Here is a 23,875-nt window from a genome sequence, read left to right on the forward strand (position 1 = left end):
CCGGGTCAGTGCGGCCAGGTCGGGTCAGCGCGGGTCAGCCCGGCAGGGCCGGCAGGCCGATCGGGTTGCCCGGGGGGATCGTGGTGTGGCAGCGGCGGGCCAGCGGGTCGAGCAACTCCCGGAGCCGGTCGACCCGCTCGGTGCCGAGCGCCTGCCACGGGTGGGCGGCGGCGCGGTCGGTGGCCTCCTCGACCGCCTGGAAGCCGGCCCGGCCCTCCTCCGAGGGCTTCCCCTCCGGGGTCAGCCAGCCGCGCCCGACCAGCCGGTCGTGGGCCGCCCGCCACTGCTCCTCGGACCAGCCCCGGCCGGTCAGCATGATCGGCTGCATGCCGTCGGCGATCCGCCAGGCCAGCGTCTCCACCGGGTCGAGGCCGGCGGCGACCAGTGCCGCGACGTGCCCGTCGCCCCGGTGCTCGCGCAGCGTGGTGGCCGCCTGCCAGAGCCGGGCGAGAGGGTACTCGGCGCGGGGCAGGGCGCCGTTCGCCGCGCCCAGCACCCGGCCGCCGGGCTCCACCGCCACCGCGGCGGCCTCCAGCAGCTCCGCCGCCTCGGCCAGGTGCCCCTCGGGCAGTTCGTACGTCAGCTCGGCGAGCGCCTGCACCGCCCCGGTGAGCCGGGCCCGCAGTGCCTCCGCCGGGGTGGCCAGCTGCCAGACGGCCGGCAGCGCCCGGCCGACCATGTGCGGGGCGAAGCTGAAGAAGACCGCCGCCACCGGGGCGGCGTCGGTCGCGCCCAGCGGCGCGGCACGCCCGGCGAAGTAGCCGCGCCAGTACCCACGCAGCCCGATCGCCTCGTAGGCGGCCCGGGACCGGGGGTGGAAGTAGGTCACCGCGTGCAGCGGCTCGTAGTGGGTCCACATCAACCGGGCGGTCCGCCCCGGATCGTCCAGTGACGTCACGTGCACCTCCGCGTCCGGCGGGTGGTCACCACGCCGCGCTGCGTGGTGGATCCTGAACCTACTGCCACCGGTCAAGCCGCCGGAAGACTCCTGTGGTCCACACCGCACGGGCCGTTCCGCCGGTCTTCGCCCTCCACTGCCGTCCTGTCCGACCGGGCTCCGCCGCAGCGCGGTGCCGGCGTGGCCCGTCGGTCCCGGTGGCGTCCGACCCGGGCGGGGCGGACGCCACCGGTGGCGCCGGTCACTGGGCGGCGAGGACGTCCACCACGAAGCGCAGCGGGCCGGCCGGGCGACCGCCGGCACCGTCGCCATACGCCAGCTCGGCCGGGATGTCCAACTGGACCCGGCTGCCCACGTTCACCCCGACCAGGCCCTGGTCCCAGCCGGGGATCACCCTGCCCCCGCCGACCTGGAAGACGAACGGCTGCCCGGTCTTCCAGGAGGCGTCGAACTCCTCGCCGGTGGCGTAGAACACCCCGACGTAGTTGACCGTCAGCTGCTGGCCCGCCTTGGTGGCCGGGCCGGTGCCCTTGATCAGCGGGGTGACGGTGAGCTTGGTCAGCTCGCCGGAGCCCTTGGCCACGGCCGGCTTGGTGCCCAGCGCCGGGTCGGTGTTCGGGGGCAGCTGCGGAGCGGGAGCCCCGGGCGCGTCCGCCGACGCACTGGGCGAGGAGGTCATGGGCTGCTCCGCCGGATCGTCGTCGTTCCCGAAGACCACGAACGTCGCCACGATGACACCGACCACGGCGAGACCGGCGAGCGCGCCGAGCATCGACTGTCGGCGGCGCTTCGCCTCGGCGGCCTTCTGGGCGGCCAGCTTGGCGGCGAGCCGCCGCTCCGACTTGCTCGCCGGGCTCTGGCCCGAGGACCGGTTCTCCGTGCGCTCACTCACGTCGAGGACTCCCTGTAGCGATGAAGGTGGTCGGCGCCGGTGCCGGGCCGAAGTCGACGCAAACGGTACCCGGATCGATGCCTCGCAGGCAGGGGTCCCAGCGGCTCCGGCCCCGGGCATCGGGCCGTGCGCGGGCCGGTTCGACGGTAGATTCGGCCCATGGCGTTCCTCACCGCAGACGACATTGCCCTCCTGAACGAGCCGCAGTTGGCCCACGTGGCCACGATCGAAGCCGACGGCACCCCGCACGTCACCCCGGTCTGGGTGGACACCGACGGCGAGCACGTCATCTTCAACACCGCCAAGGGCCGGGTGAAGCACCGGAACATGGAGCGCAACCCGGTGGTGGGTATCTCCGTCTCCGACCGGGCCAACGACTACCGGACGCTGTGGATCAAGGGCACCGTCGAGCTGACCACCGAGGGGGCCGACGAGCACATCGACCGGATGGCGAAGAAGTACCTCGACAAGGACACGTACCCGTTCCGTAAGTCGGGCGAGGAGCGCGTGATCGTCAAGGTCACCCCGACCCAGCGGCTCAGCCAGGGCTGACGTACGCCGGCCGGGGTCAGGCCGTCTTGCGCGGCGCCTTCTTCGGCGCGGCCTTCCTGGCCCCGGTCTTCTTCTCCGCCGGTTCGGCCTTCTTCTCTGCGGCCTTCTTCTCCGCCGCCTTCTTCGGGGCGGCCTTTTTCTCCGTGGTCTTCCCGGCCGCCTTCCCGGCCGGAGCCTTCTTCGCCGGAGCCTTCTTCGCCGGGGCCTTCTGCGCCGACCGGGCCGCCGAGATCGGCGTCGGTTCGCCGGCCGGCGGCTGTTCGCCCCGGGCCGCCCGGGCCCGGTCCACGGACGCGCGGAGCGCGGCCATCAGGTCCACCGCCGCAGCCGGGGCCTCCTCGACCTCCTCGGGCTGGACCACCTCCCGCCCCTCCACCTTGGCGTCGATGACCTCCTGCAACGCGGCCCGGTAGTCGTCGGTGAAGGCGTCCGGCTGGAACTCGCCGGCCATCGAGTCGATCAGCGAACTGGCCATCGCCAGCTCCGGTGGGCGGACGGTGATGTCCTCGTCCAGGAACCCGAAGTCAGGTTTGCGGACCTCGTCCGGCCAGAGCATGGTGTTGAGCAACAGCACACCCTCCCGGACCCGCAGGGTCGCGAGCTGCTCCCGCTGGCGCAGCGCCACCTTGACGATCGCCACCCGCTCCGCGTCGACCAGGGCGTCGCGCAGCAGCACGTACGGCTTGGTCGCCGCCCCCTCCGGCTCCAGGAAGTACGCCTTGTTGTAGAGGATCGGGTCGACCTGCTCCGCCGGCACGAACTCCAGCACGTCGATCGCGTGCGAGGTGGTCAGCGGCAGGTCGGCGAAGTCCTCGTCGGTCAGCACCACCATCTCGCCACCGCCGATGTCGTACCCCTTGGCGATGTCGTCGTAGCTGACCTCCTCGCCGCAGACCGAGCAGGTGCGCTTGTACCGGATCCGGCCGCCGTCGGCCCGGTGCACCTGGTGGAAGCGGATGTCCTTCTCCTGGGTGGCGGAGTAGAGCTTCACCGCGATCGAGACCAGACCGAACGAGACGGCACCCTTCCAGATCGCCCGCATGCTGGCGCTCCTCTCCACCGCTTCTGACCAGGATCGCAAATGATCGAAGGTGGCGCGCGCCGTTCGCGGGCGAACTACAGTCACACTCGTGCCGGGCCGCCCGCCGCTGAGGCCGATGCTCGCGACGACCGGGCCGCTGCCGGCCGGGTCGGGATGGGCGTACGAGTTCAAATGGGACGGCGTACGCGCCCTGGCCGACATCTCCGCCGCCGGCCAGCGCCTCTACGCCCGCTCCGGCGTGGAGATCACCGCCGCGTACCCGGAACTGGCGAGCCTGGGCGAGCAGGTGGACGACGCCCTGCTCGACGGGGAGGTGGTGCTCCTCGGTGCCGCCGGGCAGCCCTCGTTCACCGCGCTGGCCGAGCGGATGCACGTGCGGGACCGGAACCGGGCGGCCCGGCTGGCGGCGGTCGCCCCGGTGACGTACATGATCTTCGACTTGTTGCGGCTGCGTGGCGCGGACCTGACCGGCTGGCCGTACGCCCGGCGGCGCGCGGAGTTGGAGGCGCTGGGGCTGGCCGGGGCCCGGTGGGCGGTGCCGCCGGGCTTCCCCGACGGGCCGGCCACCTACGAGGCGGCCGGTGAGCATGGGCTGGAGGGGGTGATGGCCAAGCGGCTCGACGCGCCGTACCGCCCCGGGGTGCGCTCGCCGGACTGGGTGAAGGTCAAGCTGGAAGTGACCGGGGACTTCGTGGTGGGCGGCTGGCGGCCCGGCGCGCGCAGGATCGGCGGACTGCTGGTCGGGGTGCCCGGCCCGGACGGCCGGCTCGCCTACCGGGGCCGGGTCGGCGGCGGGATCGGGGCGGCCCTGGAACGGGCGCTGCTGGCCGAGTTGGAGCCGCTGCGCACCGCCGGCTCGCCGTTCGCCCCCGGCGTGCCCCGGGAGGACGCCCGGGGTGCGATCTGGGTGGAGCCCCGGGTGGTGGTCGAGGTGAAGTACGGCCAGCGCACCCCGGACGGTCGGCTGCGCTTTCCCCGGGTACTACGACTGCGTCCGGACAAGCCCCCCGAGGAGGTCGACGATGCCGGCTGAGCGGCTGCGCGTGGAGGTGGAGGGGCGCCCGCTGGACCTGTCCAACCTGGACAAGGTGCTCTATCCGGACGCCGGGTTCACCAAGGGCGAGGTGATCGACTACTACACCCGGATCGCCCCGGTGCTCCTGCCGCACCTGCGGGACCGGGCGCTGACCCGGATCCGCTACCCGAACGGCGTGGCCGACAAGTCGTTCTTCGAGAAGAACAAGCCCGCCGCCACCCCCGACTGGGTACGGGTGGAGACCCTGCCCGCGCCCGGCTCGACCAAGGGACGGCAGACCATCGACTACGTGGTCGCCGACGACCTGCCCACCCTGGTCTGGCTGGCCAACCTCGCCGCGCTGGAACTGCACACGCCGCAGTGGCGGATCGGCGCGGACCCGGACATGATGGTCGTCGACCTGGACCCGGGGCCGCCGGCCGGACTGCGTGAGTGCTGCCAGGTGGCGGTGCTGCTGCGCGACCGGCTCGCCGACGACGGCGTGGACGCCTACCCGAAGACCTCGGGCAAGAAGGGGATGCAGCTCTGCTGCCCGGTGGCCGGCACCCAGTCCGCCGACGTGGTCTCCGACCACGCCCACCGGATCGCCCGGGAGTTGGAGGGCGCACACCCGAAGCTGGTCGTGTCGAAGATGGCGAAGAACCTGCGTCCGGGGAAGGTCTTCATCGACTGGAGCCAGAACAACGCGGCGAAGACGACGGTGGCGCCGTACTCGCTGCGGGCCCAACCGGTCCCGTCGGTCTCCACGCCGCTGACCTGGGACGAGGTGGAGGCGGTGGCCGCCGACGGTCGGCGTCGGCTGCGTCCGTTCACCGCCGCCGAGGTCCTGACCCGGGTCGACGAGTACGGCGACCTGCTCGCCCCGTTGCTCGACGGTGGTCCGGAGCTGCCCACCCGCTGACGCTCTGTTGCTATTTGACGGTCATCGATGCAAGGCTGACGGAGATCTCGGTCGGCGCGTCGAGTGGGGGATCGTCCATGAAACGGCTCATGTCCCGCCTGCTGGCGGCAGCGTGCCTCCTGCCCTTGCTGGCCGTGCCGGCCCAGCCCGCCGCCGCCTCGACCCCGTTCCGCAACCCGCTCAACCCGGGCGCGGACCCCACCATGACCTACTTCAACGGTGCCTACCACCTGGCCACCACGCTCGGGGACCGGATCGGCATCTGGTCCTCGCCGACCCTGGCGGGCCTGGCCGGCGCCCCGGAACGGACGGTGTGGCGGGACCCGGACCCCAGCCGTAACAAGCAGGTGTGGGCCCCCTCGATTCACCGGTTCGTCCGGCCCGAGGGACCCCGCTGGTACATCTACTACACCGCCAGCGACGGCGTCGACGCCAACCACCGCAACTACGTCATCGAGTCCGAGGGTGACGACCCGCGCGGCCCGTACCACTTCAAGGCACGTATCGCCGACGACGGGGAGTACGCGATCGACGGTGAGCCGTTCGTGCACAACGGCACCATGTACTTCGCCTGGACCGGCCCGGGACGGGGCATGGGCGGGCCGCAGCAGCTCTACCTGCGCCGGATGACCAGCCCGTGGACGACGACCGGCAACCGGGTCGCCCTGCCCGCCGACGGTGGCTGCCACGAGGTGCGCGAGGGGCCGACCGGGCTGCGCGGCCCGGGACGGCTCTTCCTCGTCTACTCCACCTGCGACACGGGGAAGCCGGACTACCAGCTCTGGATGAAGTCCATCGCGGACGGCGCGGACCCGCTGGTGGCGTCGAACTGGCGGCAGCACCCCGGGCCGGTCCTCGCCCGTAACGACGCGGCCGGTGTCTTCGGGCCCGGGCACAACGGCTTCTTCCGCTCGCCCGACGGCACCCAGGACTGGATCGTCTACCACGGCAAGACCACCTCGGCGTACACGTACGAGGGCCGCACCACGCGCGCCCAGCCGGTCGCCTGGAACGCCGACGGCACTCCGAACTTCGGCCGTCCGCTCTCGCTGACCGCCCCGCAGACCCCGCCCTCCGGGGACCCGTGGGCCAGTCAGGAACCGGGCGCGACCCGCAGCTACGTCTCCGCCGACCAGCGGCACCACTTCGACCGCGCCCCCGACGGCATGCTCACCCACTGGTGGTGGGACCCGGTCGACCGGACGGTGCGGCGGGACGTGTGGGGCGGCCCGATCGCCGGCCGGCCGGTCGGCTACCCGGTCGGTGCCGAACAGCACGTCTTCGCCCGTACCCCGGACGGACACCTGCGGCACTGGTGGTGGGCGCCGGGCGGAAGCGTCCGCCAGGAGGACTGGGGGCCGGGCCTGGCCGGTGACCCGACCGGCATGGTCACCCCGAACGGGCAGAAGCACGTGTTCGGCCGGGCTCCGGACGGCCGGCTGGCCCACTGGTGGGCCGAGCCCGACGGCAGCGTCCACCGGGACACCTGGACCGGCGGGGACGTGGTCGGCACGCCCGTCGCGTACGCCTTCGGCAACGAGCAGCACGTCTTCGCCCGGGGCAGCGACAACACGTTGCGCCACTGGTTCTGGTTCCCGGGGATCGCGAACAACCTGCCGGGGCTGGACGACTGGGGAGCGGTCGGCCGGGTGCACTCCGACCCGACCGGGTTCGCCTTCGGCGACCAGCAGCACATCTTCTACCGGACCGCCGACGGCAGCCTCGAACACCGCTTCTTCGACCACGGCGACTTCGTCGTGCGGACCGACAACTGGGGTGGCGCGGTCGTCGGTTCGCCCTTCGCCCTCCGGCAGGGCCAGACGCAGCAGGTCTTCGCCCGGGGCGCCGACGGTGCGCTGTGGCGGCTGGTGTGGCGGCCGGGTGGCGCGGTGACCGCCGACCGGGCGACCGGCGGAGTCACGACCGACCCGGTGGCGCTCGCCTGGCGCGACGAGACCCACGTGCTGGGCCGGGGCGCGGACGGATCCCTGGTCGACTGGCACTGGCAACCTTCGGGCGGCGCGGTGCCGACCTCCTGGGGCGGCCAGGTAGCCCCCTGACGCCCGCTGACCCGCCCCGGGCCACCCGACCGTCCCGTCTCCCCCGCACCGCCCGCCCGCGTGAGTGCGGTCTGCCGATCGTCCCGCTCGTCCCGCGTGAGTGCGGTCTGCCGCTCGTCCCGCGAATCTTGGACACTTACCGTTCTCATCGGACGGTAAGTGTCCAAGATTGGGCGTTGCGGTGTCGGGTGCGGCAGTGGTGGAAGGCTCAGGCAGGTTCGGGGTGCCACCGGACGGCTGCGGCGGCGGCGAGGTCGCCGGCGTGCGCGAAACCGGCCAGCACCACCAGGTCACCCGGGCTCGGCCGGCCCTGCCGGAGGGTCTCGTGCAGGGTGACCGGCACGGCCGCGCCGAAGAGGTTGCCGTAGTCGTCGAAGGTGTCCGGGTGTCGGGCCGCGTCGACGCCCAGGGACTCCCGCCAGTTGGCCAGGAAGAGCCGGTTCGGCTGGTTGGTGACCAGCAGGTCGATCGCCGAGGTGGGAACGTCGAGGCGGTCGCAGAGCCGGCCGACCACCTCCGGCACGAGGGCGTTGCCCCGTTCGATGATCTTCCGCACCTTGTCCGGGGTGAACGAGACGTCGAGCTGGCTGTTGCCGGGCTCCCAGTAGCGGCGGCCGTCCTCCAGCCGGACGCCCATGTCCCCGGCGAACTCGCCGAGGTTTCGCAGCTCGACGTCGAGGATCGGTGACTCGTCCCCCACCCGCAGGTAGCCGACCCCGCAGCCGTCCCCGGGCACCGAGGCGTGCGAGCGGCGGCGTACCTCGGACTGGGCGAACATCTGGCCGGCGGTGTTCTGCACGCAGCAGATCAGCGCGGTGCGGGCCTCACCGGTGCGCAGGATCTGCCGGGCGCTGCGGAGCATGTGGACGAAGGAGGCGCAGCCGCCGTTGTGCACGTCCAGCACCCAGTCCGGGTCCTGCCCGAGCCGGTGCGCCACCGCCGCTCCCGCGCCGGTCCACGGCAGGTCGGGCAGTTGGACGTTGGTGAGCAGGACGTCCAGCGGTCCGTCGCCCCGGGCGGCGGCGCGGTCCAGGACCGGCCGGGCGGCCCTCTCGATCATGTCGACGGCGGTCTCGCCCGGGGCCACGTGCCGCCGGTACCGGGGCGACTTGAACATCACGCTCTCCTGGAGCGCGTCGTCGTCGCCACCGTAGAAGTCCACCGTCACCCGTTGTTCCGGCAGGTAACTGCCGACGTCCACCAGACTGACCGGGTTCACGCGACCTCCCGGTCTCGGTGGGGATGGCCGACCAGCCGGAACCGCGGGTCTGCTGGGCTCATCAAGGATCGCCCCTGTCGTGCGGTGGGTGCGGACGTCCTTCGTGATCATCGTCGCCGGGAAATCGATCCCGCACAAGTCCCGTCGGACGTACGCCCTGGGCGTCCTCGGCCGAGACGGTCACCTCCCCGGCGTCGATCCGCGAGGTGGGCAGGGCGAGGGCGTGCGTGGCCGTACGGGGCGAAGACCCGGGCGCGGTTCAGGTCGTGGCCCTGGGGGACGGATCGGGAAGGGGGACTCGGTCGGTGGCGGTCGCCCCGTCCGTGCGGGCAGCTCCAAAGGACCCGGACGGGGTACCCATGACCCGGGCAGAGCCGGGCAGTGCCCGGCCTGCTTCCGGGATCAGTCGACGGTGGGCAGCTTCGGGCCGAGGACGTCGTCGGCGTCGACGATCGTGTACGCGTACCCCTGCTCGGCAAGGAAGCGCTGCCGGTGGGCGGCGTACTCGGTGTCGATGGTGTCCCGGGAGACCACCGTGTAGAAGTGTGCCTGACGACCGTCGGCCTTGGGCCGGAGCACCCGGCCGAGCCGCTGCGCCTCCTCCTGCCGGGAGCCGAAGGTGCCGGAGACCTGGATCGCCACCGCCGCCTCGGGCAGGTCGATGGAGAAGTTGCCGACCTTCGAGATGACCAGGGTCCGGATCTCGCCCGACCGGAAGGCGTCGAAGAGCCGTTCCCGCTCCTTGTTGGTCGTCGAGCCCTGCACGATCGGGGCGTCGAGGTACTCGCCGAGCTGGTGGAGCTGGTCGATGTACCCGCCGATCACCAGCACCTGGTCGTCCGGGTGCCGCTGCACGAGGGCACGCACCACCGGCAGCTTCGTCCGGGCGGTCGCCGCCATCCGGTAGCGCTCCTCGGACTCGGCGGTCGCGTACGTCAGCCGCTCGGCGTCGGTGAGGGTGACCCGTACCTCGGTGCACTGGGCCGGGGCGATCCAGCCCTGCGCCTCGATGTCCTTCCACGGCGCGTCGTACCGCTTCGGGCCGATCAGACTGAACACGTCGCCCTCCCGGCCGTCCTCCCGCACCAGCGTCGCGGTCAGGCCGAGCCGGCGGCGGGCCTGGAGGTCGGCGGTGAACCGGAAGATCGGCGCGGGCAGCAGGTGCACCTCGTCGTAGATGACCAAACCCCAGTCGCGGGCCCCGAAGAGGTCGAGGTGGGTGAACGCGCCGCCGCGCCGCGAGGTGAGTACCTGGTACGTGGCGATGGTGACCGGACGGATCTCCTTGCGCTCGCCGGAGTACTCGCCGATCTCGTCCTCGGTCAGCGAGGTGCGGGCGACCAGTTCACGCTTCCACTGCCGGCCGGCGACCGTGTTGGTGACCAGGATCAGCGTGGTGGCCTTCGCCTCGGCCATGGCCGCCGCCCCGACCAGGGTCTTGCCCGCGCCGCACGGCAACACCACCACGCCCGACCCGCCGGCCCAGAAGGTCTCCACCGCCTCCCGCTGGTACGAGCGCAGCGTCCACGGGCGGCCCCCGTCCTTGCCGGCCTCGGCCAGCTCGATCGGGTGCGCCTCGCCGTCGACGTACCCGGCCAGGTCCTCGGCGGGCCAGCCGAGCTTGAGCAGCGCCTGCTTGAGCCGGCCGCGCTCGGACGGGTGCACCGCGATCGTGTCGTCGTCCAGCTTCGGGCCGAGCATGCCGGCGAGCTTCTTGCTCTTGGCGACCTCGATCAGCACCACCCGGTCCAGCGCCCGTAGCACCAGGCCGTGCACCGGGTCGTTGGTGAGTTGGAGCCGGCCGTACCGGTCCATTGTCTCGGCCACGTCGACCAGCAGCGCGTGCGGCACCGGGTAACGGCTGTACTTGAGCAGGGAGTCGACCACGCCCTCGGCGTCGTGCCCGGCGGCGCGGGCGTTCCACAGCCCCAGCGGAGTGAGCCGGTAGGTGTGCACGTGCTCGGGGGAGCGCTCCAGCTCGGCGAAGGGCGCGATGGCCATCCGGCACGACTGGGCGTCCGGGTGGTCGATCTCCAGCAGCAGGGTCTTGTCCGACTGCACGATCAGTGGTCCACCGCTCACGCCGGGTCCTCCCGCTCTCACCAGGTCTTTCGTCCTCCGGAGGGCCTCCGGGGCGACCCTCCAGTCTTGCACGCGACCGGATCAGGCTGAAAAATCCACCACAGGGTGCAACCTTCGCGGCACTCACATACGTCTAGCGAAGGGACGGCCGCGCCCTGAGGAGGACACATGAACAGAGTTCGGTCCACCATCCGGGTCGCCGCCCTGGCAATGGTCACGCTGGTCGGTGCGGGCGCGTGCGCGCTCGACCCGCAGGCTGATCCGGCCGGCGACGACCTCGCCGCGGTCAGCGTGTCGGGACGGTTATCGGGGGAGCGCGCCTCGCCCGGATCCGACCAGCTGGCCGCCCTGACGACCGCCAGGAAGGCGACACTCGAGACCACCCACACCACCGTCCGGACCACCTCGAACACGACCACGGCCAGCAGCACCTGCCCGCAGGGCGAGTACCAGAAGGCCGTCGAGACGTACCTCGCCAAGCTGCGCACGTTCGGCAAGGTGATCGTGGACGGCAAGCAGTCCGCCACCGACTGCGCCGCGATCAAGAAGTTCCAGCAGCGGTACGACATCCGCCCGGTCGAGGGTCGTGCCGGACCCACCACGCACGACGTGTCGAAGCGGCTGGCCACCACGAACGTGAAGAGCTGCAAGGCCGGTTCCGGGGTCACGTTCTGCATCGACCTGACCCGGCAGACCACCTGGGCTGTCCGCGACGGCAAGGTGGTCATCCCGCCGACGGTGACCCGGACCGGGATGCGCGGCTACGCCACTCCGACCGGCACCTACAAGATCAATAAGCGGAACATCAAGGAGTGGTCCGACCCGTACGAGGTGTGGCTGCCGTACTGGCAACGCTTCGTGGGTGGCATCGGGTACCACCAGACCACCACCTACCTGCACGACAAGTCCATCGGCTCGCACGGCTGCATCAACCTGCTCCCGGCCGACGCCAAGCGGTTCTGGGACTGGGGCAAGATCGGCTACCGGGTGGTCGTGTTCGGCAAGCGGCCCGGCACCTGATCCGATCCGACCGCGTCCACCCTGTCACTTCGTCCCCTCAGGTGACAGGGTGGACGCAGGGGGCGGCGACGGGGAGGTCAGCAGATGACGGTCGACCGGGACACCACCGCCGAGAGCGAGCGGGACGCCGCGCCCGTGGCGGCGGGGGTGCCCTCAGCCGACGACACCCGACGCACGGACGAAGCCGCCGCGACGTCCACCGTGTCCACCGTGACCGTGGTGGCGTACGCGGTGGCCGGCGCGGCGGTCCTCGGCTGGTTCCTCTTCGGTTGGCTCGTGCTCCAGCAGGGGTTCGTCGACTCCCTGGGCGAGTCCGCCGGGGCGGCCTTCGCCCTGCTGCTGGTCGTCTCGATCGTCGGCACCGTCCGACGCGGCCGACGCCGCTGACGACCTACTCGTCCCGCACCGCCGCGGTGATCCGGTGCAGGGCGAAGGTGTGCAGCATCTCCGTCCGCTCGTCCTCCGCGCGCAGGTAGCCCGCCCCGATCGACACCGGGCGCACCAACCGGGACGCGGTCGCGCCGTGCGCGTCCACGTACCCCACCCAGACCAGGGCCTTGTCCCGGACCGCCTGTTGCAGCACCGCCAGCGCGTCCCGGTGACCCGGCACCGCGACCGGACCACCACCCTCCGGCGCCACGCCGCGCAGCACGGACGGAGCCCGTCGGGCCACCCGTGCCGCCGCCTCGCCCCGCCGGATCTGCTCCACGATGCCGAGCAGCCGGGGCGGAGTGAGCCGGGGCCCGGCCAGCAGCAGGTCGACCGAGCGGGTGGTCACCGGCACCCGGGCCGGGGCCCGACGGGCCTTCGGCCGGGCCAGCACCGCCGCCCCGGCCGCGTCCTCCGGCACCGGCGCGTAGCCCGCGTCCCGCAGCGCCCCCAGCAACCGGCCGATCTGGTACGGGGTGACCAGCACGGTCGGCGCGAGCCGGCGCATCGAGAGCCCCTCCAACCGCCGGTCGGCGAGCACCTCGACCAGCAGCGCCTCGTCGTCGCTGCGCAGGTACGCCCCGGCCGAACCGACCCGCAACCCACCGTGCCGGCGGGCCACGTCGTCCACCAGGTACGTCAGCCCCTGCGGCACCGGCGTGCGGGACCGGCGGCGGAACAGTCCGTGCAGGTCCTCGGCGGACCAGCCGGCGTCCAGCGCCCGGCGCACGCTCGCCGTGGTGATCCGGTGCACGCTCGCCCCGCCGGCCGACTCGTGCTCGGCGACCACGTCCAGTTCGGCGGCGAGCGCCGGTTCCGGCGGACCCGGCACCACCACGGTCAGGTCGGCCTGGACGAGAAAGTGGTCGACCGGCTCGGGAAGCAGCGCGTCCAGGGCCCGGACGGCGGTGGACTGCTCGTCGGGATCGGTCCGCACCCCCAGCGGGTCGTCGGCCCCCGTCCCCTGGGACTGCGTGTCGGCCAGCAGCAGTCGTCCGTACGAGGTGAGCGCCCCCAGCCCGGTCACGCCCAGCGTGGCGGCCTCCGCCAGCACCTCCCGATGCGCCGTCTCCCGTCCCCGGCTCCGCCGGGGCGCCCGCCAGTCGAGCAGCCCCAGCACCTCGTCGGGGGTGGGGGCGGTCGCCGGGGGCAGATCGGCGAGGATCCCGAGCACGGCCCGGCGGGCGGCCGGCGCGCCGGCCCGTTCCGCCTCGGCGGAGAGCGCACTGATCGGCCGGTCCCGGTCGTCGCGCTGCCCGACCAGCCCCACCTGCCGGGTCATCGCCAGCCACGCGCGGGCCAACTGCTCCCAGCGCCGGGCCAGGGAGACCGCCCGCCACACCTCGTACCCGCCGGTGGGCAGGACCTGCTGGTCGGCACCGTACCGGGTGGTGCTGGCCCCGGAAAGGTCCAGCTCACCGAGCAGCCCGGCCGCGTAAGCCGTCTCCAGCAGCAGCGCGGTGGTCGCCTCGTCCAGCCCCGTGCCCTTGGCCAGCCGGCGCAGGTCCCGCACCCCGAGCCCGCCGGTCCGCAGCACCGGCGCCGGGTCGGCGGCCAGCGCGTCCAGCAGCGCCTCGGTGTGGCGGACCACCTCCATGGTCTGCCCGACCCCGGCGTTGTCCACGACCTTCGGCTCACGGGGCGCGGCGGCCACCGTCGGCGGCTCGGTCCGCAGCGGGCCGAGCGGACCGGTCTCCCGCCGCAGCAGCAGGCCGACCTCGCGGGGCAGTTCCACCGCGCCGGCACCGCCGGACTCCGCCCCGGAGACCGGCACCAGCAGTTTGTGGTCGACCAGCCAGCGCACCGGGGAACCGGTCGGCGGGCCACCGTTCGTCGGGTCGGCCGGAACGACGTCCTGCGCCCCGGAGGCGAGTGCGCGCAGCGCGCCCGGGGGCACCGTGCCGACCGGCGGGCCGGCGGCGAGCCGGTCCAGGATCGCCCGCGCGGAAGGGGGAGCGGCCAGCAGCGTCCGCCGCAGCTTCGCCGGATCCGCGCAGAGCGTGGCCGTCGCCGGATCCAGCTCCGCCGCCGGCCGGCCCAGCCCCGCCGGGTGCGCGGACACCTCGTCCACACTCGCCACCACGTGCAGGTCGTGCTCCGGGCCGTACAGCAGGAAGAGCTCGCGCAGCCGCGACAGGGCGGTCCGGACGGCGGTCGGCGCGGGTGGACGCGGCCCGGCGGTGGCCATCGCGAGCACCGCCTCGACGGAGGTGCCTCCCCCGTCGGGCCCCCGGGTCAGCCGGGCTGCGTCGAGAATCTGGAGGGTGAACTGGTCCAGCCCGTCGAGCGCGCGGGCCACCGAGACCCGCGACTGTGCCCGGACGGCGAGGGCCGAGAGGTCGGCGGGCACCGGCACGACGAGGTCCGGCCGCCGGGCGAGCAGCGCGGCGAGCGCCTCGTCGCCGAGGGTGCGCAGGTGGTCCGCGAGTGAGGTGGTCATCGTCGTTCCACGCTAGCCGCCCGAGGGGCCGTCGCGCCCCTCGGACGTCCGGCCGGTACCCCGGGCGACGGTAGGTTCGCGGTATGCCCTCACTGACGGTCGGTTTCGACCTCGACATGACCCTGGTCGACTCGCGTCCCGGCATCGCCGCCGCGTTCCGGGCGCTTACTGCCCGGACCGGCGTGCACGTGGACGTGGACACCGTGGTCGGCCGGCTCGGGCCGCCGCTGCGCACCGAGATCGCCCACTGGTTCCCGCCGGACGAGGTCGAGAAGGCGGTGACCCTCTACCGCGAGCTCTACCCGGCGTACGCGATCACCCCGACGGTGCCGCTGCCCGGCGCGCTCGCCGCCCTCGACGCGATCCGCGCCCACGGTGGACGGGTCCTGGTGGTCACCTCGAAACACGGCCGCCTGGCCCGGCTGCACCTGGACCACCTCGGACTCGTGGTCGACGAGCTGGCCGGCGACCTGTTCGCCGAGGAGAAGGCGACCGCGCTGGTCGCCCACGGCGCGACCCACTACGTCGGCGACCACGTAGCGGACATGGTCGCCGCCCGGACCGCCGGGATTCCCGGGATCGGGGTGACGACCGGCCCCTGCACGGCCGAGGAGCTACGCGCGGCCGGAGCGCACACGGTGCTCGATGATCTCACCGGATTCCCGGCGGCGATGAGGCGGTGGATCCGGCTAGCCTGAGGGGAGTAGACGTCTCAAACGAAGCAGAGGTTCTCAGGTGCCGACGGGTCGAGTGAAGTGGTATGACGCGGCCAAGGGATACGGGTTCGTCACCAGTGACGAGGGTGGCGACGTGTTCCTGCCCAAGGGCGCGCTGCCGACAGGGGTCACCGATCTGAAGGGCGGTCAGCGCGTCGACTTCAGCGTCGTGGACAGCCGCCGGGGCGCGCAGGCGATGGGGGTCAAGCTGCTCGACGCCCCGCCGTCCGTGGCCGAGCTGCGCCGCCGGCCGGCGGAGGAGCTGCACGGCCTGGTCGAGGACATGATCAAGGTGCTGGAGGCCAAGGTCCAGCCGGACCTGCGGCGGGGCCGATTCCCCGACCGGAAGACCGCGCAGAAGATCGCTCAGCTCGTCCACGCGGTCGCGCGCGAGCTGGAGGTCTGAGGCACGAGCCCGGCGTCGGCGGCCCGGCTCAGCAGGGCCTCCACGGCGGCGAGACCGTCCGCGCCCAGGTCGGCGGTGAACTCGTTGACGTAGAGGCCGATGTGCCGGTCCACCACGTCGGGCTCCATCTCCTGGGCGTGGGCCAGCACGTAGTCCCGGGTCGCCGCCGGGTCGGCCCACGCCCGCTGCACGGAGGCGCGGATCCACCCGGTGGCGGCCTGTGGGTCCACCACGCCCCGCCGGGCCAGGATCGCCCCGAGCGGGATCGGCAGGCCGGTGTCGGCCTCCCACCACTCGCCGAGGTCGACCAGGGCGGTCAGCCCGTGCCGGGGGTACGTGAACCGGGCCTCGTGGATCACCAGGCCGGCGTCGTACCGGCCGGCGGCCACCCCCGGCATGATCTCGTGGAACGGCACCACCTCGATCCGCGCCGGCGGCCGGTCGGCCGACCAGAGCCGGAACAGCAGGTACGCCGTGGTCCGGTCACCCGGTACGGCGACCGTCGCGCCGGTGAGGTCACCCCCGCCCGTGCCACTGCTCCCGGCGCTGTCCGTGCCGGGGTTCCCGGGGCGGGCGAGCAGGAGGGGGCCGCAGCCCCGGCCGAGCGCCCCGCCGCAGGGCAGCAGGTGGTAGTCGTCCAGCAGCCACGGCAGCGCCCCGTAGCTCACCTTGACCAGGTCGAAGGCGCCCCGCTCGGCGGCGTTGTTGGTCACGTCCACGTCCGCGTAGGTCACCTCGACCGGCGGTGCGCCGGGGACCAGGCCGTGCACCAGCGCGTGGAACACGAAGGTGTCGTTGGGGCAGGGCGAGATCGCCAGCGAGAGGGCCACGTCCTCACGGTAGCCCGTTGACCTGCCGCTCCGACCGTGCCCCTTGGCCGGACGTCCGACCCTCCGGACCGGCTTCCCTGCGGGCCAGCTTCCCTGCGGGCCAGCTTCCCTGCGGTCCACGCGGCACGTTCCGTTCCGGACGGCCCTTCGGTCTGGGCGGCGTCACCCGTCCCGGTACGGCGGTGCCGTCCTCGGTCCGGACAGCAGGCTGCCGGTCCCGGCGACATCCTTCTTCTTGCCCTTTGGAGCTGCCCGCACCGACGGGGCACCCACCCCACCTGCCGGCGGACGACGTACCCGACCTGCTGACGTCGTGCGTCGCTCGTGCGGGTTGGACCTGGCCGCCGCGTTCGAGGACGCCGGATGGTGCCGTCGCGTGTCGCTCATGCGCGGGGTGGACGCACAGACGGGGCAGCTCCAAAGGACTCGCCGGGGTACTCCGTCCACCGCCCGGAGGGAGTTGTCCACAGGTTTGTCCACAGGCATTGGCGAGGCTGTTGAGAACGACGGCGACCTCTCGGACGATCGGGGTGTGACGGAGCACGCGGTGAGCCCGGACGGACTGCACGAGGAGCCGCCGACGGCCGGGAGCGAGGACGGAGCCGGGAGCGGGGACGGAGCCGGGGGCGGGGCTCAAGCCAGGAGCGGGGCGGAAGTCGAGGGCGAACGGAACGGGGCGGGTGTCGAGCTCGGGGCGGTGCTGCGCGCCCTGCGTCGCCGGGCCGATCTGAGCCAGCGCGAGCTGGCCGTGCGGGCCGGGGTGCCGAAGAGCACCGTGGCCCGGATCGAGTCGGGCGGAACGGCGGAACCTCGGTTCCGTACGGTCGAGCGGCTGGTCCACGCGGCCGGAGGTGAGGTGGCGGTCGGCGTCGCGGGTGGGGAACGGCCGGAGGCGGTGCCGGCGGTTCCGCACGACGGGTGGCGGGACGGCGCGGATCGTCGCTACCCCGCCCACCTCGACGTGCGGGAGGTCCGCACGCTGAGGGACTGGCCGGGTGCCTGGTGGGCGGACTGGTACAACCTGCCGCCGGGACGGTGGCCGTTGCCGGTGCCCCCGGCGACCTACGACCTCGACCGGCGTGGTCGTGACCGACGGCGTGAGATCGACCGGATTCTCCAGCGGCTTCGTTACCGGCGTGACGGTGCCGGCCTACCCGCCACCTCGTGGCGGCTCGTCGCCGAGCTGCCTGGCGGTGCGCTGGTGGGGGAGTTGCGAGCCCATGAGCGCAGCGTCGACCTGCTGTCGGCTCGTCCCGGCGACGGTGCGCGGGAGCTGGTGCTCGACGGGGTGCTGGTCGCGCCCGGCCTGCGCCGGGTGGGCATCGGCCGACGGCTGGTCTCCCTCCTCGCCGAGGGGATGGACCAGGCCGGCATCGGCATGGTCCACGCGATCGCCGAGGGCGGTGCGGTGGAATTCCTGCACGCCTGCGACTTCGAGCTGGGGTGGACCCGGCCGTGGCCGCTCATCCTCCGTCGGCCCGCAGGGCGTCGAGGGCCGTCGCCGCCGCACTCAGGGCGGTGAGTGCCTCCCGGAGCCGCCAGGCGCCCCGGTCCCGGGGGCCGATCGGGTTGGAGATCGTCCTTATCTCCACGAAGGGAAGCCCGGCCTGGGCGGCGGCGACCGCCACGCCGTGCCCCTCCATCGCCTCGGCCACCGCGTCCGGATGCCGGTCGGCGAGGGCCTGGGTGCTGGCAGCGGTGCCGGTCACGGTGCCGACGGTCAGCACCGTCCCGACCACCGCGTCCGGCAGGGCCGACCGCAGGGCGGCGAGCAGGTCCGGATCCGCCCCGACGGCGACCGCGCCGCCGAGCTGCTCGGCGGACATGCCCAGCTCGTCGATCGGGATGAACCCCTCCGGTGACTCCGCACCCAGGTCCGCCGCGAGGCTGCGATCGGCGAGCACCGTCTGGCCCACCGCCACCCGGTGGGCGAAGCCACCGGCCACGCCGGCGCTGACTACGGCGTCGTACGGGCGTCCGGCGGCCTCGGCCAGCGCCAGCAGGCGTGCGGTGGCCGCGCCCGCCACCGCCGGCCCGACCCCGACCGGGACGACCGTCGCCGTCGGGTCGGTCAGGCCGGCTCGGACCGCCTCCGCCTCCGCGGGGACCGCGGTCACCACGAGCAGACCCGTCACGCGACGGGCCCCTGGGAGTCCTGGCGGTCCTCGCCCTCCGCGCGGTCGACCGCCGGTGAGGGGCGGTAGATGTGGTAGCCCGGCGGTGCCAACCGCTCGTCCTCGGGCGCGGTGGGTGCCGGCGGACGGGCCGGGGGTGGGGTGGACGCGGGCGGTCGTGCTGATGCCGGAGCGGACGCGGGCGGTCGTGCCGGTGCCAGGGTGGGCGGGGACGGTGCCACCGTGCCACCCGACGCGGAGGTGGTGGGGGCCGGGCCGGGCGGCGCGGAGGCGGTGGAGGCCGGGCCGGTCGGCGGGGGTGCCGAGCCGGCCGGAACCGGCTCGGGGGTCGGTGCCGTCGGTCCGGGCGGATCGGCGGCGCCCGACGGTGCCGGGCCGGGGTCCGACGGGTCGGTGGGTGCGGGGTCGGCGAGTTCCTCGTCGCCGAGCGGTCGGCCGAGCAGACGTTCCCCGCGCAGCCGGTTGGTGACCAGCATGCCCCGGACGGCGGCGAGCGTGCCGGCGGCGGCGGCCACGCCGATGCCGATCCGCCCGTCGAAGGGGACCAGCCCGAGGCCGCCGCCGGCCACGAAGGCGAGCATCAGCACTGTCTCGGAGTGGGCGAAGGAGCTGGCCCGCAGCCGTTCCGGGATGCGTTCCTGGATCGACGCGTCCACGGCGAGCTTGGCGACACCGCTGGTCAGGGCGGCCACCAGACAGAGCGCGGCGACCATCCCCAGGGAGAACCGGATGGTGGCGAACACCGCCACCCCGGCCACGATGACCATGCCGCTGGACTGGATCAGCGCGGGGTGGTGGATGCGGAGTCGGGTGCCGACGGCGGTGGCCAGGAAGGTGCCCAGGGCCAGCGCCGCGCCGACCAGGCCGAGGGCGGCCTCGTCCCCGAGGTCCCGGCCGAGGAGCACGGTGGTCAGGTCCCCGGCCTTGATCGCGAAGGCGAGGAAGAGCAGCAGGAACCCGTACACGGCGCGGAGGGTGGCCGCGCCGATCAGCGTGGCCAGCACCAGCCGGCCCGCCGGGCGGCCCCGGCCCAGAGGCCGTTCACCGTCGCGGCCGAACGCCCGGCGCAACGGGCGGGGAACCCGTTCCGGCGGCTCGGAGTCGGCGCGGGGCGGCAGGCGCAGGGCGATCACCATGCCGGCCAGGAAGATGATCGAGGCGACCCGGAGCGGCCACTGCGGACCGAACCAGAACGCGGCCAGCCCGATCGGGGCGACCAGGCCGCCGGCGACCGTGCCGTAGACGCTGGCTCGCGCGCCGACCTGGGAGAGGCCGAGCCCTTCGGGGAGCAGCCGGGGCACGGCCGCGGACCGGGCGACCCCGTACGCGCGGGAGAGGGCGAGCACGCCGAACGCCGCCGGGTAGAGCCCGAAGCCGTGGATGTAGTCGGAGATCATCCAGGCCAGGAACGCCCGGCCCAGCATGGTGGCGGCCAGGGCGTAGCGCCGGCCGTGCCGGAAGTGGTCGAGCAGTGGACCGACCACCGGTGCCAGCATCGCGAACGGCACCATCGTCACCAGCAGGTAGATCGCTACCTTGCTGCGGGCCTCGCCGAGCGGGACGTTGAAGAAGATCGTCCCGGCCAGGCCGATGGCGATCAAGGTGTCCCCGGCGCACGAGACGGCGTGCAGGTCGAAGAGGCGGACCATGCCGACCTCGCCCCCGGCGCTGCGGGCCCGGGCCCGGCCGAACCGCCGCCCCATCCACCGGCCGCCGTTGACCGAACCCCGGAGAAACCTGCGAGTGGTACGGACGCCCGTGCCGACGGTCGTCCCGAGGACGGAGCGCCCGGAGCGGGAGAACATCGGCATGTGCACCATCCTCGCCCATCGTCCCGGCCGACGCCGCATCTGCCGAGGAAGACGTGTGTCGGGGAGTCCCTGTCGGTCCACGCCACGCATGGGGGACAATGGACAGGTGACCAGGCCCGCCTCCGCCCGTGCCCGTCTCGACCAGGTCTGCGCCGCCGCCGTCGAGGTGGCCCGCGACGGCATCATCGAGGTGGAGCCCTCGGATGTCGGCGACCACCTGAAGGTCGTCGCCGAGGGTGACCGGATCGTGACCCACTACTTCGAGTGCCGGCTCCCGGGCTACCGGGGCTGGCGTTGGGCGGTGACCGTCACTCGGGTCCCGCGCAGCCGTAACGTCACGATCTGCGAGACCGTCCTGCTGCCCGGCCCGGACGCGCTGCTCGCGCCGGGCTGGCTTCCCTGGCAGGAGCGGCTCCAGCCGGGCGACCTCGGCCCCGGCGACCTGCTGCCCACCCCGCCGGACGACGAGCGCCTGGCGCCGGGCTATCTGCTCTCCGACGACCCGGCGGTCGAGGAGACCGCCTGGGAGTTGGGGCTCGGCCGTTCCCGGGTCTTCTCCCGGGAGGGGCGGATGGACACCGCCCAGCGGTGGTACGACGGTGACCACGGTCCCGGTGCGGCGATCTCGGTGGCCGCTCCCGCCCCCGCGCGCTGCGGCTCGTGCGGGTTCTACCTCCCGTTGGCCGGGGCGCTGCGGCAGTCCTTCGGCGCCTGCGGCAACTTCTACGCCCCCGACGACGGTCGGGTGGTCAGCGCCGACCACGGGTGCGGCGCGCACTCGGAGGCCCTGGTCGAGGCGGCCGAGGCGGCGGTCGACGAACTGCCCACGATCTACGACGACAGCGCGGTCGAGGAGATGTCGGTGAGCCGGGCACCCGGCTCGGTCGAGGCAACCGAGCCGGCGGAGCCGTACGGGCACCCCTGAGCCAGCCCGAGCGACGCTGCCGGTCGGTGCCGGCTGTCCGTAGGCCCGCAGGTCAGCGGCGGGCGCGGCGGCGTCGCCGGTTCGCGTCGTGCCGCATCATCACGGCCAGACCGGGAAAGCCCCACAGGAAGCCGGCCAGGCAGGTCCAGAGCCAGTTCTCGTGACCGTTCGTGGTGAGCCAGTCGCGGAGGAAGACCAGGAGCGCCAGCCCGACGACGGCCCAGATCGCCAACCCGGCGAGGGCGAAGGGCACCATCGGCGGGTCGAGCGGCTCCGGCCGCGGTGGCTGTTGTCTGGGCACGTGGGAAGCGTACCTCGATCAACTTTTCCTTGTGGCCCCTGATCTGCGACGATGCGGCCCGACAGACGGAAGATCAGTTGCGAGGACCCGATGGACAACGCGCCGCCCGAGACCGGAACACCCTCTGGCTCCGCCCGCCCCCGTAGTGGCTTCGACCGGTTCTTCGAGATCTCCGCCCGTGGGTCGACGGTGGGTCGCGAGGTGCGCGGCGGTCTCGCCACCTTCTTCACGATGGCCTACATCGTGGTGCTGAACCCGTTGATCATCGGCGGTGCGGTCGACGGCGAGGGCGAGCGGCTGGCGATTCCCGCCCTGGCGGCGGCGACCGCGCTGGTCGCCGGGGTGATGACCCTCCTGATGGGTGTGGTGGGCCGCTTCCCGTTGGCGCTCGCCGCCGGGCTCGGTGTGAACGCGCTGGTCGCGTACGAGATCGCGCCGCAGATGACCTGGGCGGACGCGATGGGCCTGGTGGTGATCGAGGGTGTGATCATCGCCGTGCTGGTGCTCACCGGGCTGCGGACTGCGGTGTTCCGCTCCGTACCGACCCAGATGAAGACCGCGATCGGGGTCGGCATCGGCCTCTTCCTGACCATCATCGGACTGGTGGACGCCGGGTTCGTCCGCCGGGTGCCGGACGAGGCGAACACCACCGTCCCGGTCGGGCTGGGCATCGGCGGCAAGCTGGTGAGCTGGCCGATGCTGGTCTTCGTGCTCGGCCTGCTGGTCACCCTGGTGCTGGTGGTACGCAAGGTCCGGGGCGCGATCCTGATCGGCATCCTCGCCTCGACGGTGCTGGCGATCATCGTCGAGGCGGTGGCGAACGTCGGCCCGTCCGTGGTGAACGGCGAACCCAACCCGAAGGGCTGGGCGCTCAACGTGCCGGAGCTGCCGAAGACCGTGGTGGACGTGCCGGACCTCTCCCTGCTCGGCAACTTCAACGTGCTGGATTCGTGGAGCCGGGCCGGTTGGCTGGTCGTGCTGATGTTCGTCTTCACCCTGCTGATCACGGACTTCTTCGACACGATGGGGACGATGGTCGCGGTCGGCCAGGAGGGCGACATGCTCGACGAGCGGGGCACCCCGCCCCGGGCCAAGGAGATCCTGCTGGTCGACTCGATCGCGGCGGCGGCCGGCGGTGCGGCGAGCACCTCCAGCAACACCTCGTACATCGAGAGCGCCGCGGGGGTCGCGGAGGGTGCCCGGACCGGCGCGGCCAACCTGGTCACCGGCGGCCTGTTCCTGCTGGCGATGTTCCTCGCGCCGCTGGTGGTGATCGTGCCGTTCGAGGCGGCCTCGACGGCGCTGGTGGTGGTCGGCTTCCTGATGATGACCGCGGTGCGGACCATCGACTGGACCGACTACGAGATCGCCATTCCGGCGTTCCTCACCATCGTGCTGATGCCCTTCACCTACTCGATCTCGAACGGGATCGGCGCGGGCCTGATCACCTACGTGGTGGTGAAGCTGGCGAAGGGGAAGGCCCGCGAGGTCCACCCGCTGCTGTACGGGGTGGCCGCCCTCTTCGTGGTGTACTTCCTACGCGGGCCGCTCGAAGCCGCCCTCCTGTGACGCCAATCCGGCCCGGGACAGCTCCGGGTGTTTCGGGCCGGATGGGACAAAACGCCTGGTGAGCCTACTCATATCGGATGTCGTTAGCTTGGCTTATTAGCTAGGCTAACCAACGTGACGGAGCGGACGGTGACGACGAGACGCGTGGCACCGACGCAACTGGCGCAACAACTGCGTGATGCGCTCACCCGACTCAACCGGCGGGTCCGCCAGGCCCGGCCGGTGGGTGACCTCACGGTGACTCAGCTCTCCGCCCTGACCAGCCTCCGGCTGGCGGGCGCGCTGACCCCTCGGGAACTGGCCGACGTCGAACGGGTGCAACCGCCGACGATGACCAGGATCGTCGCGAAGTTGGAGGAGCGTGGCCTCATTCGCCGCACCCCCCACCCGACCGACGGCCGACAGGTCATCCTGGCGGCCACCGAAGGGGGGCAGGCCGTGCTCGACCAGTTCGAGCGGGCCCGCGACGAGTGGCTGGCCAGCCGGCTGGCCGATCTCACCGAAGAGGAACGCGACACCCTGCGGCACGCCGCCGAGATCCTGCAGCGGCTCGCCCGCGGCTGAACGCCACCGGGTCCGCACCGTCCGCCCTGGATGACGCGTACCCGAGG

The 23,875-nt window shown here is 73.1% G+C and carries 22 protein-coding genes; 12 read left to right on the top strand and 10 right to left on the bottom strand.

Annotated features, from left to right (window positions below):
- Positions 1-34: 34 nt before the first annotated feature.
- On the bottom strand, positions 35-859 hold the full coding sequence (locus tag ACIBJE_RS11270; protein ID WP_396746723.1) for a hypothetical protein: 825 nt from the start codon (positions 857-859) through the stop codon (positions 35-37).
- A gap of 280 nt (positions 860-1,139) precedes the next feature.
- Positions 1,140-1,790: an FKBP-type peptidyl-prolyl cis-trans isomerase gene (locus ACIBJE_RS11275; protein WP_396746431.1), complete on the bottom strand. Its 651-nt coding sequence runs from the start codon at positions 1,788-1,790 to the stop codon at positions 1,140-1,142.
- 159 nt (positions 1,791-1,949) lie between these two features.
- Here ACIBJE_RS11275 and ACIBJE_RS11280 point away from each other — a divergent pair, with 159 nt between their 5' ends.
- Positions 1,950-2,342 carry a PPOX class F420-dependent oxidoreductase gene (locus ACIBJE_RS11280; RefSeq protein ID WP_396746434.1) on the top strand — a complete coding sequence of 131 codons (393 nt, stop codon included), beginning with the start codon at positions 1,950-1,952 and terminating at the stop codon, positions 2,340-2,342.
- 16 nt (positions 2,343-2,358) lie between these two features.
- Here the strand turns inward: ACIBJE_RS11280 and ACIBJE_RS11285 are convergent, their stop codons facing one another.
- Entirely contained in the window at positions 2,359-3,384 is a 1,026-nt protein-coding gene (locus ACIBJE_RS11285) for a Ku protein (RefSeq protein WP_396746437.1), read from the bottom strand.
- Between the two features lie 88 nt (positions 3,385-3,472).
- Here ACIBJE_RS11285 and ligD (ACIBJE_RS11290) point away from each other — a divergent pair, with 88 nt between their 5' ends.
- The 3 genes from ligD (ACIBJE_RS11290) to ACIBJE_RS11300 all read left to right on the top strand — a co-directional run bounded on the left by ligD (ACIBJE_RS11290) (position 3,473) and on the right by ACIBJE_RS11300 (position 7,381).
- A complete protein-coding gene (gene ligD / locus ACIBJE_RS11290) occupies positions 3,473-4,417 on the top strand; it encodes a non-homologous end-joining DNA ligase (RefSeq protein WP_396746440.1) in 945 nt (314 codons plus the stop codon).
- Entirely contained in the window at positions 4,407-5,321 is a 915-nt protein-coding gene (ligD, locus tag ACIBJE_RS11295) for a non-homologous end-joining DNA ligase (protein ID WP_396746443.1), read from the top strand. The genes ligD (ACIBJE_RS11290) and ligD (ACIBJE_RS11295) overlap by 11 nt, the downstream gene beginning before the upstream one ends.
- A gap of 77 nt (positions 5,322-5,398) precedes the next feature.
- Complete coding sequence (locus ACIBJE_RS11300) at positions 5,399-7,381, top strand: family 43 glycosylhydrolase (RefSeq protein ID WP_396746446.1); 1,983 nt, start codon at positions 5,399-5,401, stop codon at positions 7,379-7,381.
- A 208-nt stretch (positions 7,382-7,589) separates the two neighbouring features.
- On the opposite strand, the gene ACIBJE_RS11305 is transcribed toward ACIBJE_RS11300, so the two are convergent.
- A complete protein-coding gene (locus tag ACIBJE_RS11305; protein ID WP_396746449.1) occupies positions 7,590-8,600 on the bottom strand; it encodes a 3-oxoacyl-ACP synthase III family protein in 1,011 nt (336 codons plus the stop codon).
- A 402-nt stretch (positions 8,601-9,002) separates the two neighbouring features.
- Positions 9,003-10,682 (bottom strand): DNA repair helicase XPB, encoded by a 1,680-nt coding sequence (locus ACIBJE_RS11310; protein WP_396746452.1) that lies wholly within the window; start codon positions 10,680-10,682, stop codon positions 9,003-9,005.
- Positions 10,683-10,850: 168 nt separating this feature from the next.
- Between ACIBJE_RS11310 and ACIBJE_RS11315 the strand changes: the two genes are divergently transcribed.
- Positions 10,851-11,702 carry a L,D-transpeptidase gene (locus ACIBJE_RS11315; protein ID WP_396746455.1) on the top strand — a complete coding sequence of 284 codons (852 nt, stop codon included), beginning with the start codon at positions 10,851-10,853 and terminating at the stop codon, positions 11,700-11,702.
- Positions 11,703-11,786: 84 nt separating this feature from the next.
- Positions 11,787-12,089, top strand: coding sequence for a hypothetical protein (locus tag ACIBJE_RS11320; RefSeq protein WP_396746458.1), 303 nt, complete (start codon positions 11,787-11,789; stop codon positions 12,087-12,089).
- Positions 12,090-12,093: 4 nt separating this feature from the next.
- Here ACIBJE_RS11320 and ACIBJE_RS11325 read toward each other — a convergent pair whose 3' ends face one another.
- Complete coding sequence (locus ACIBJE_RS11325; protein WP_396746461.1) at positions 12,094-14,571, bottom strand: helicase-associated domain-containing protein; 2,478 nt, start codon at positions 14,569-14,571, stop codon at positions 12,094-12,096.
- 83 nt (positions 14,572-14,654) lie between these two features.
- Here ACIBJE_RS11325 and ACIBJE_RS11330 point away from each other — a divergent pair, with 83 nt between their 5' ends.
- Both ACIBJE_RS11330 and ACIBJE_RS11335 read left to right on the top strand, forming a co-directional pair.
- Positions 14,655-15,269 (top strand): HAD family hydrolase, encoded by a 615-nt coding sequence (locus ACIBJE_RS11330; RefSeq protein ID WP_396746464.1) that lies wholly within the window; start codon positions 14,655-14,657, stop codon positions 15,267-15,269.
- A gap of 37 nt (positions 15,270-15,306) precedes the next feature.
- A complete protein-coding gene (locus ACIBJE_RS11335; RefSeq protein ID WP_088980993.1) occupies positions 15,307-15,693 on the top strand; it encodes a cold-shock protein in 387 nt (128 codons plus the stop codon).
- Here ACIBJE_RS11335 and ACIBJE_RS11340 read toward each other — a convergent pair.
- The gene (locus tag ACIBJE_RS11340; RefSeq protein WP_396746468.1) at positions 15,654-16,523 is read right to left on the bottom strand and encodes a 1,4-dihydroxy-6-naphthoate synthase; all 870 of its coding nucleotides are present in this window, start codon (positions 16,521-16,523) and stop codon (positions 15,654-15,656) included. The two genes, ACIBJE_RS11335 and ACIBJE_RS11340, sit on opposite strands and share 40 nt — an antisense overlap.
- A gap of 547 nt (positions 16,524-17,070) precedes the next feature.
- On the opposite strand from ACIBJE_RS11340, the gene ACIBJE_RS11345 reads away from it, so the two are divergent.
- Positions 17,071-18,045, top strand: a complete 975-nt coding sequence (locus tag ACIBJE_RS11345; protein WP_396746471.1) for a helix-turn-helix domain-containing protein — start codon at positions 17,071-17,073, stop codon at positions 18,043-18,045.
- Here ACIBJE_RS11345 and ACIBJE_RS11350 read toward each other — a convergent pair.
- Positions 17,987-18,658, bottom strand: a complete 672-nt coding sequence (locus ACIBJE_RS11350) for a futalosine hydrolase (protein ID WP_396746473.1) — start codon at positions 18,656-18,658, stop codon at positions 17,987-17,989. The genes ACIBJE_RS11345 and ACIBJE_RS11350 overlap by 59 nt on opposite strands.
- On the bottom strand, positions 18,655-20,469 hold the full coding sequence (locus ACIBJE_RS11355; protein ID WP_396746476.1) for an MFS transporter: 1,815 nt from the start codon (positions 20,467-20,469) through the stop codon (positions 18,655-18,657). The genes ACIBJE_RS11350 and ACIBJE_RS11355 overlap by 4 nt, the downstream gene beginning before the upstream one ends.
- On the opposite strand from ACIBJE_RS11355, the gene ACIBJE_RS11360 reads away from it, so the two are divergent.
- Positions 20,468-21,394, top strand: a complete 927-nt coding sequence (locus ACIBJE_RS11360; protein WP_396746479.1) for a DUF3027 domain-containing protein — start codon at positions 20,468-20,470, stop codon at positions 21,392-21,394. The genes ACIBJE_RS11355 and ACIBJE_RS11360 overlap by 2 nt on opposite strands.
- 52 nt (positions 21,395-21,446) lie before the next feature.
- Here the strand turns inward: ACIBJE_RS11360 and ACIBJE_RS11365 are convergent, their stop codons facing one another.
- Complete coding sequence (locus ACIBJE_RS11365) at positions 21,447-21,695, bottom strand: DUF2530 domain-containing protein (RefSeq protein ID WP_396746482.1); 249 nt, start codon at positions 21,693-21,695, stop codon at positions 21,447-21,449.
- A gap of 51 nt (positions 21,696-21,746) precedes the next feature.
- Here ACIBJE_RS11365 and ACIBJE_RS11370 point away from each other — a divergent pair, with 51 nt between their 5' ends.
- Together ACIBJE_RS11370 and ACIBJE_RS11375 are read left to right on the top strand one after the other, a co-directional pair.
- Positions 21,747-23,264, top strand: coding sequence for an NCS2 family permease (locus tag ACIBJE_RS11370; RefSeq protein ID WP_396746485.1), 1,518 nt, complete (start codon positions 21,747-21,749; stop codon positions 23,262-23,264).
- A gap of 114 nt (positions 23,265-23,378) precedes the next feature.
- Positions 23,379-23,828 carry a MarR family winged helix-turn-helix transcriptional regulator gene (locus ACIBJE_RS11375; protein ID WP_396746488.1) on the top strand — a complete coding sequence of 150 codons (450 nt, stop codon included), beginning with the start codon at positions 23,379-23,381 and terminating at the stop codon, positions 23,826-23,828.
- The last annotated feature ends 47 nt before the right edge of the window (positions 23,829-23,875 follow it).

This window comes from Micromonospora sp. NPDC050187 (assembly GCF_044459745.1).
Classification (GTDB): Bacteria; Actinomycetota; Actinomycetes; order Mycobacteriales; family Micromonosporaceae; genus Micromonospora.

Excerpts from the sequence above, each read along its gene's own strand:
- ACIBJE_RS11370 (WP_396746485.1), top strand. The coding sequence starts at position 21,747 with ATGCGGCCCGACAGACGGAAGATCAGTTGCGAGGACCCGATGGACAAC.
- ACIBJE_RS11320 (WP_396746458.1), top strand. The coding sequence starts at position 11,787 with ATGACGGTCGACCGGGACACCACCGCCGAGAGCGAGCGGGACGCCGCG.
- ACIBJE_RS11300 (WP_396746446.1), top strand. The coding sequence starts at position 5,399 with ATGAAACGGCTCATGTCCCGCCTGCTGGCGGCAGCGTGCCTCCTGCCC.
- ACIBJE_RS11270 (WP_396746723.1), bottom strand. The coding sequence starts at position 859 with ATGTGGACCCACTACGAGCCGCTGCACGCGGTGACCTACTTCCACCCC.
- ACIBJE_RS11325 (WP_396746461.1), bottom strand. The coding sequence starts at position 14,571 with ATGACCACCTCACTCGCGGACCACCTGCGCACCCTCGGCGACGAGGCG.
- ACIBJE_RS11280 (WP_396746434.1), top strand. The coding sequence starts at position 1,950 with ATGGCGTTCCTCACCGCAGACGACATTGCCCTCCTGAACGAGCCGCAG.
- ACIBJE_RS11355 (WP_396746476.1), bottom strand. The coding sequence starts at position 20,469 with ATGCCGATGTTCTCCCGCTCCGGGCGCTCCGTCCTCGGGACGACCGTC.
- ACIBJE_RS11285 (WP_396746437.1), bottom strand. The coding sequence starts at position 3,384 with ATGCGGGCGATCTGGAAGGGTGCCGTCTCGTTCGGTCTGGTCTCGATC.
- ACIBJE_RS11330 (WP_396746464.1), top strand. The coding sequence starts at position 14,655 with ATGCCCTCACTGACGGTCGGTTTCGACCTCGACATGACCCTGGTCGAC.
- ACIBJE_RS11315 (WP_396746455.1), top strand. The coding sequence starts at position 10,851 with ATGAACAGAGTTCGGTCCACCATCCGGGTCGCCGCCCTGGCAATGGTC.
- ligD (WP_396746443.1), top strand. The coding sequence starts at position 4,407 with ATGCCGGCTGAGCGGCTGCGCGTGGAGGTGGAGGGGCGCCCGCTGGAC.
- ACIBJE_RS11360 (WP_396746479.1), top strand. The coding sequence starts at position 20,468 with ATGTGCACCATCCTCGCCCATCGTCCCGGCCGACGCCGCATCTGCCGA.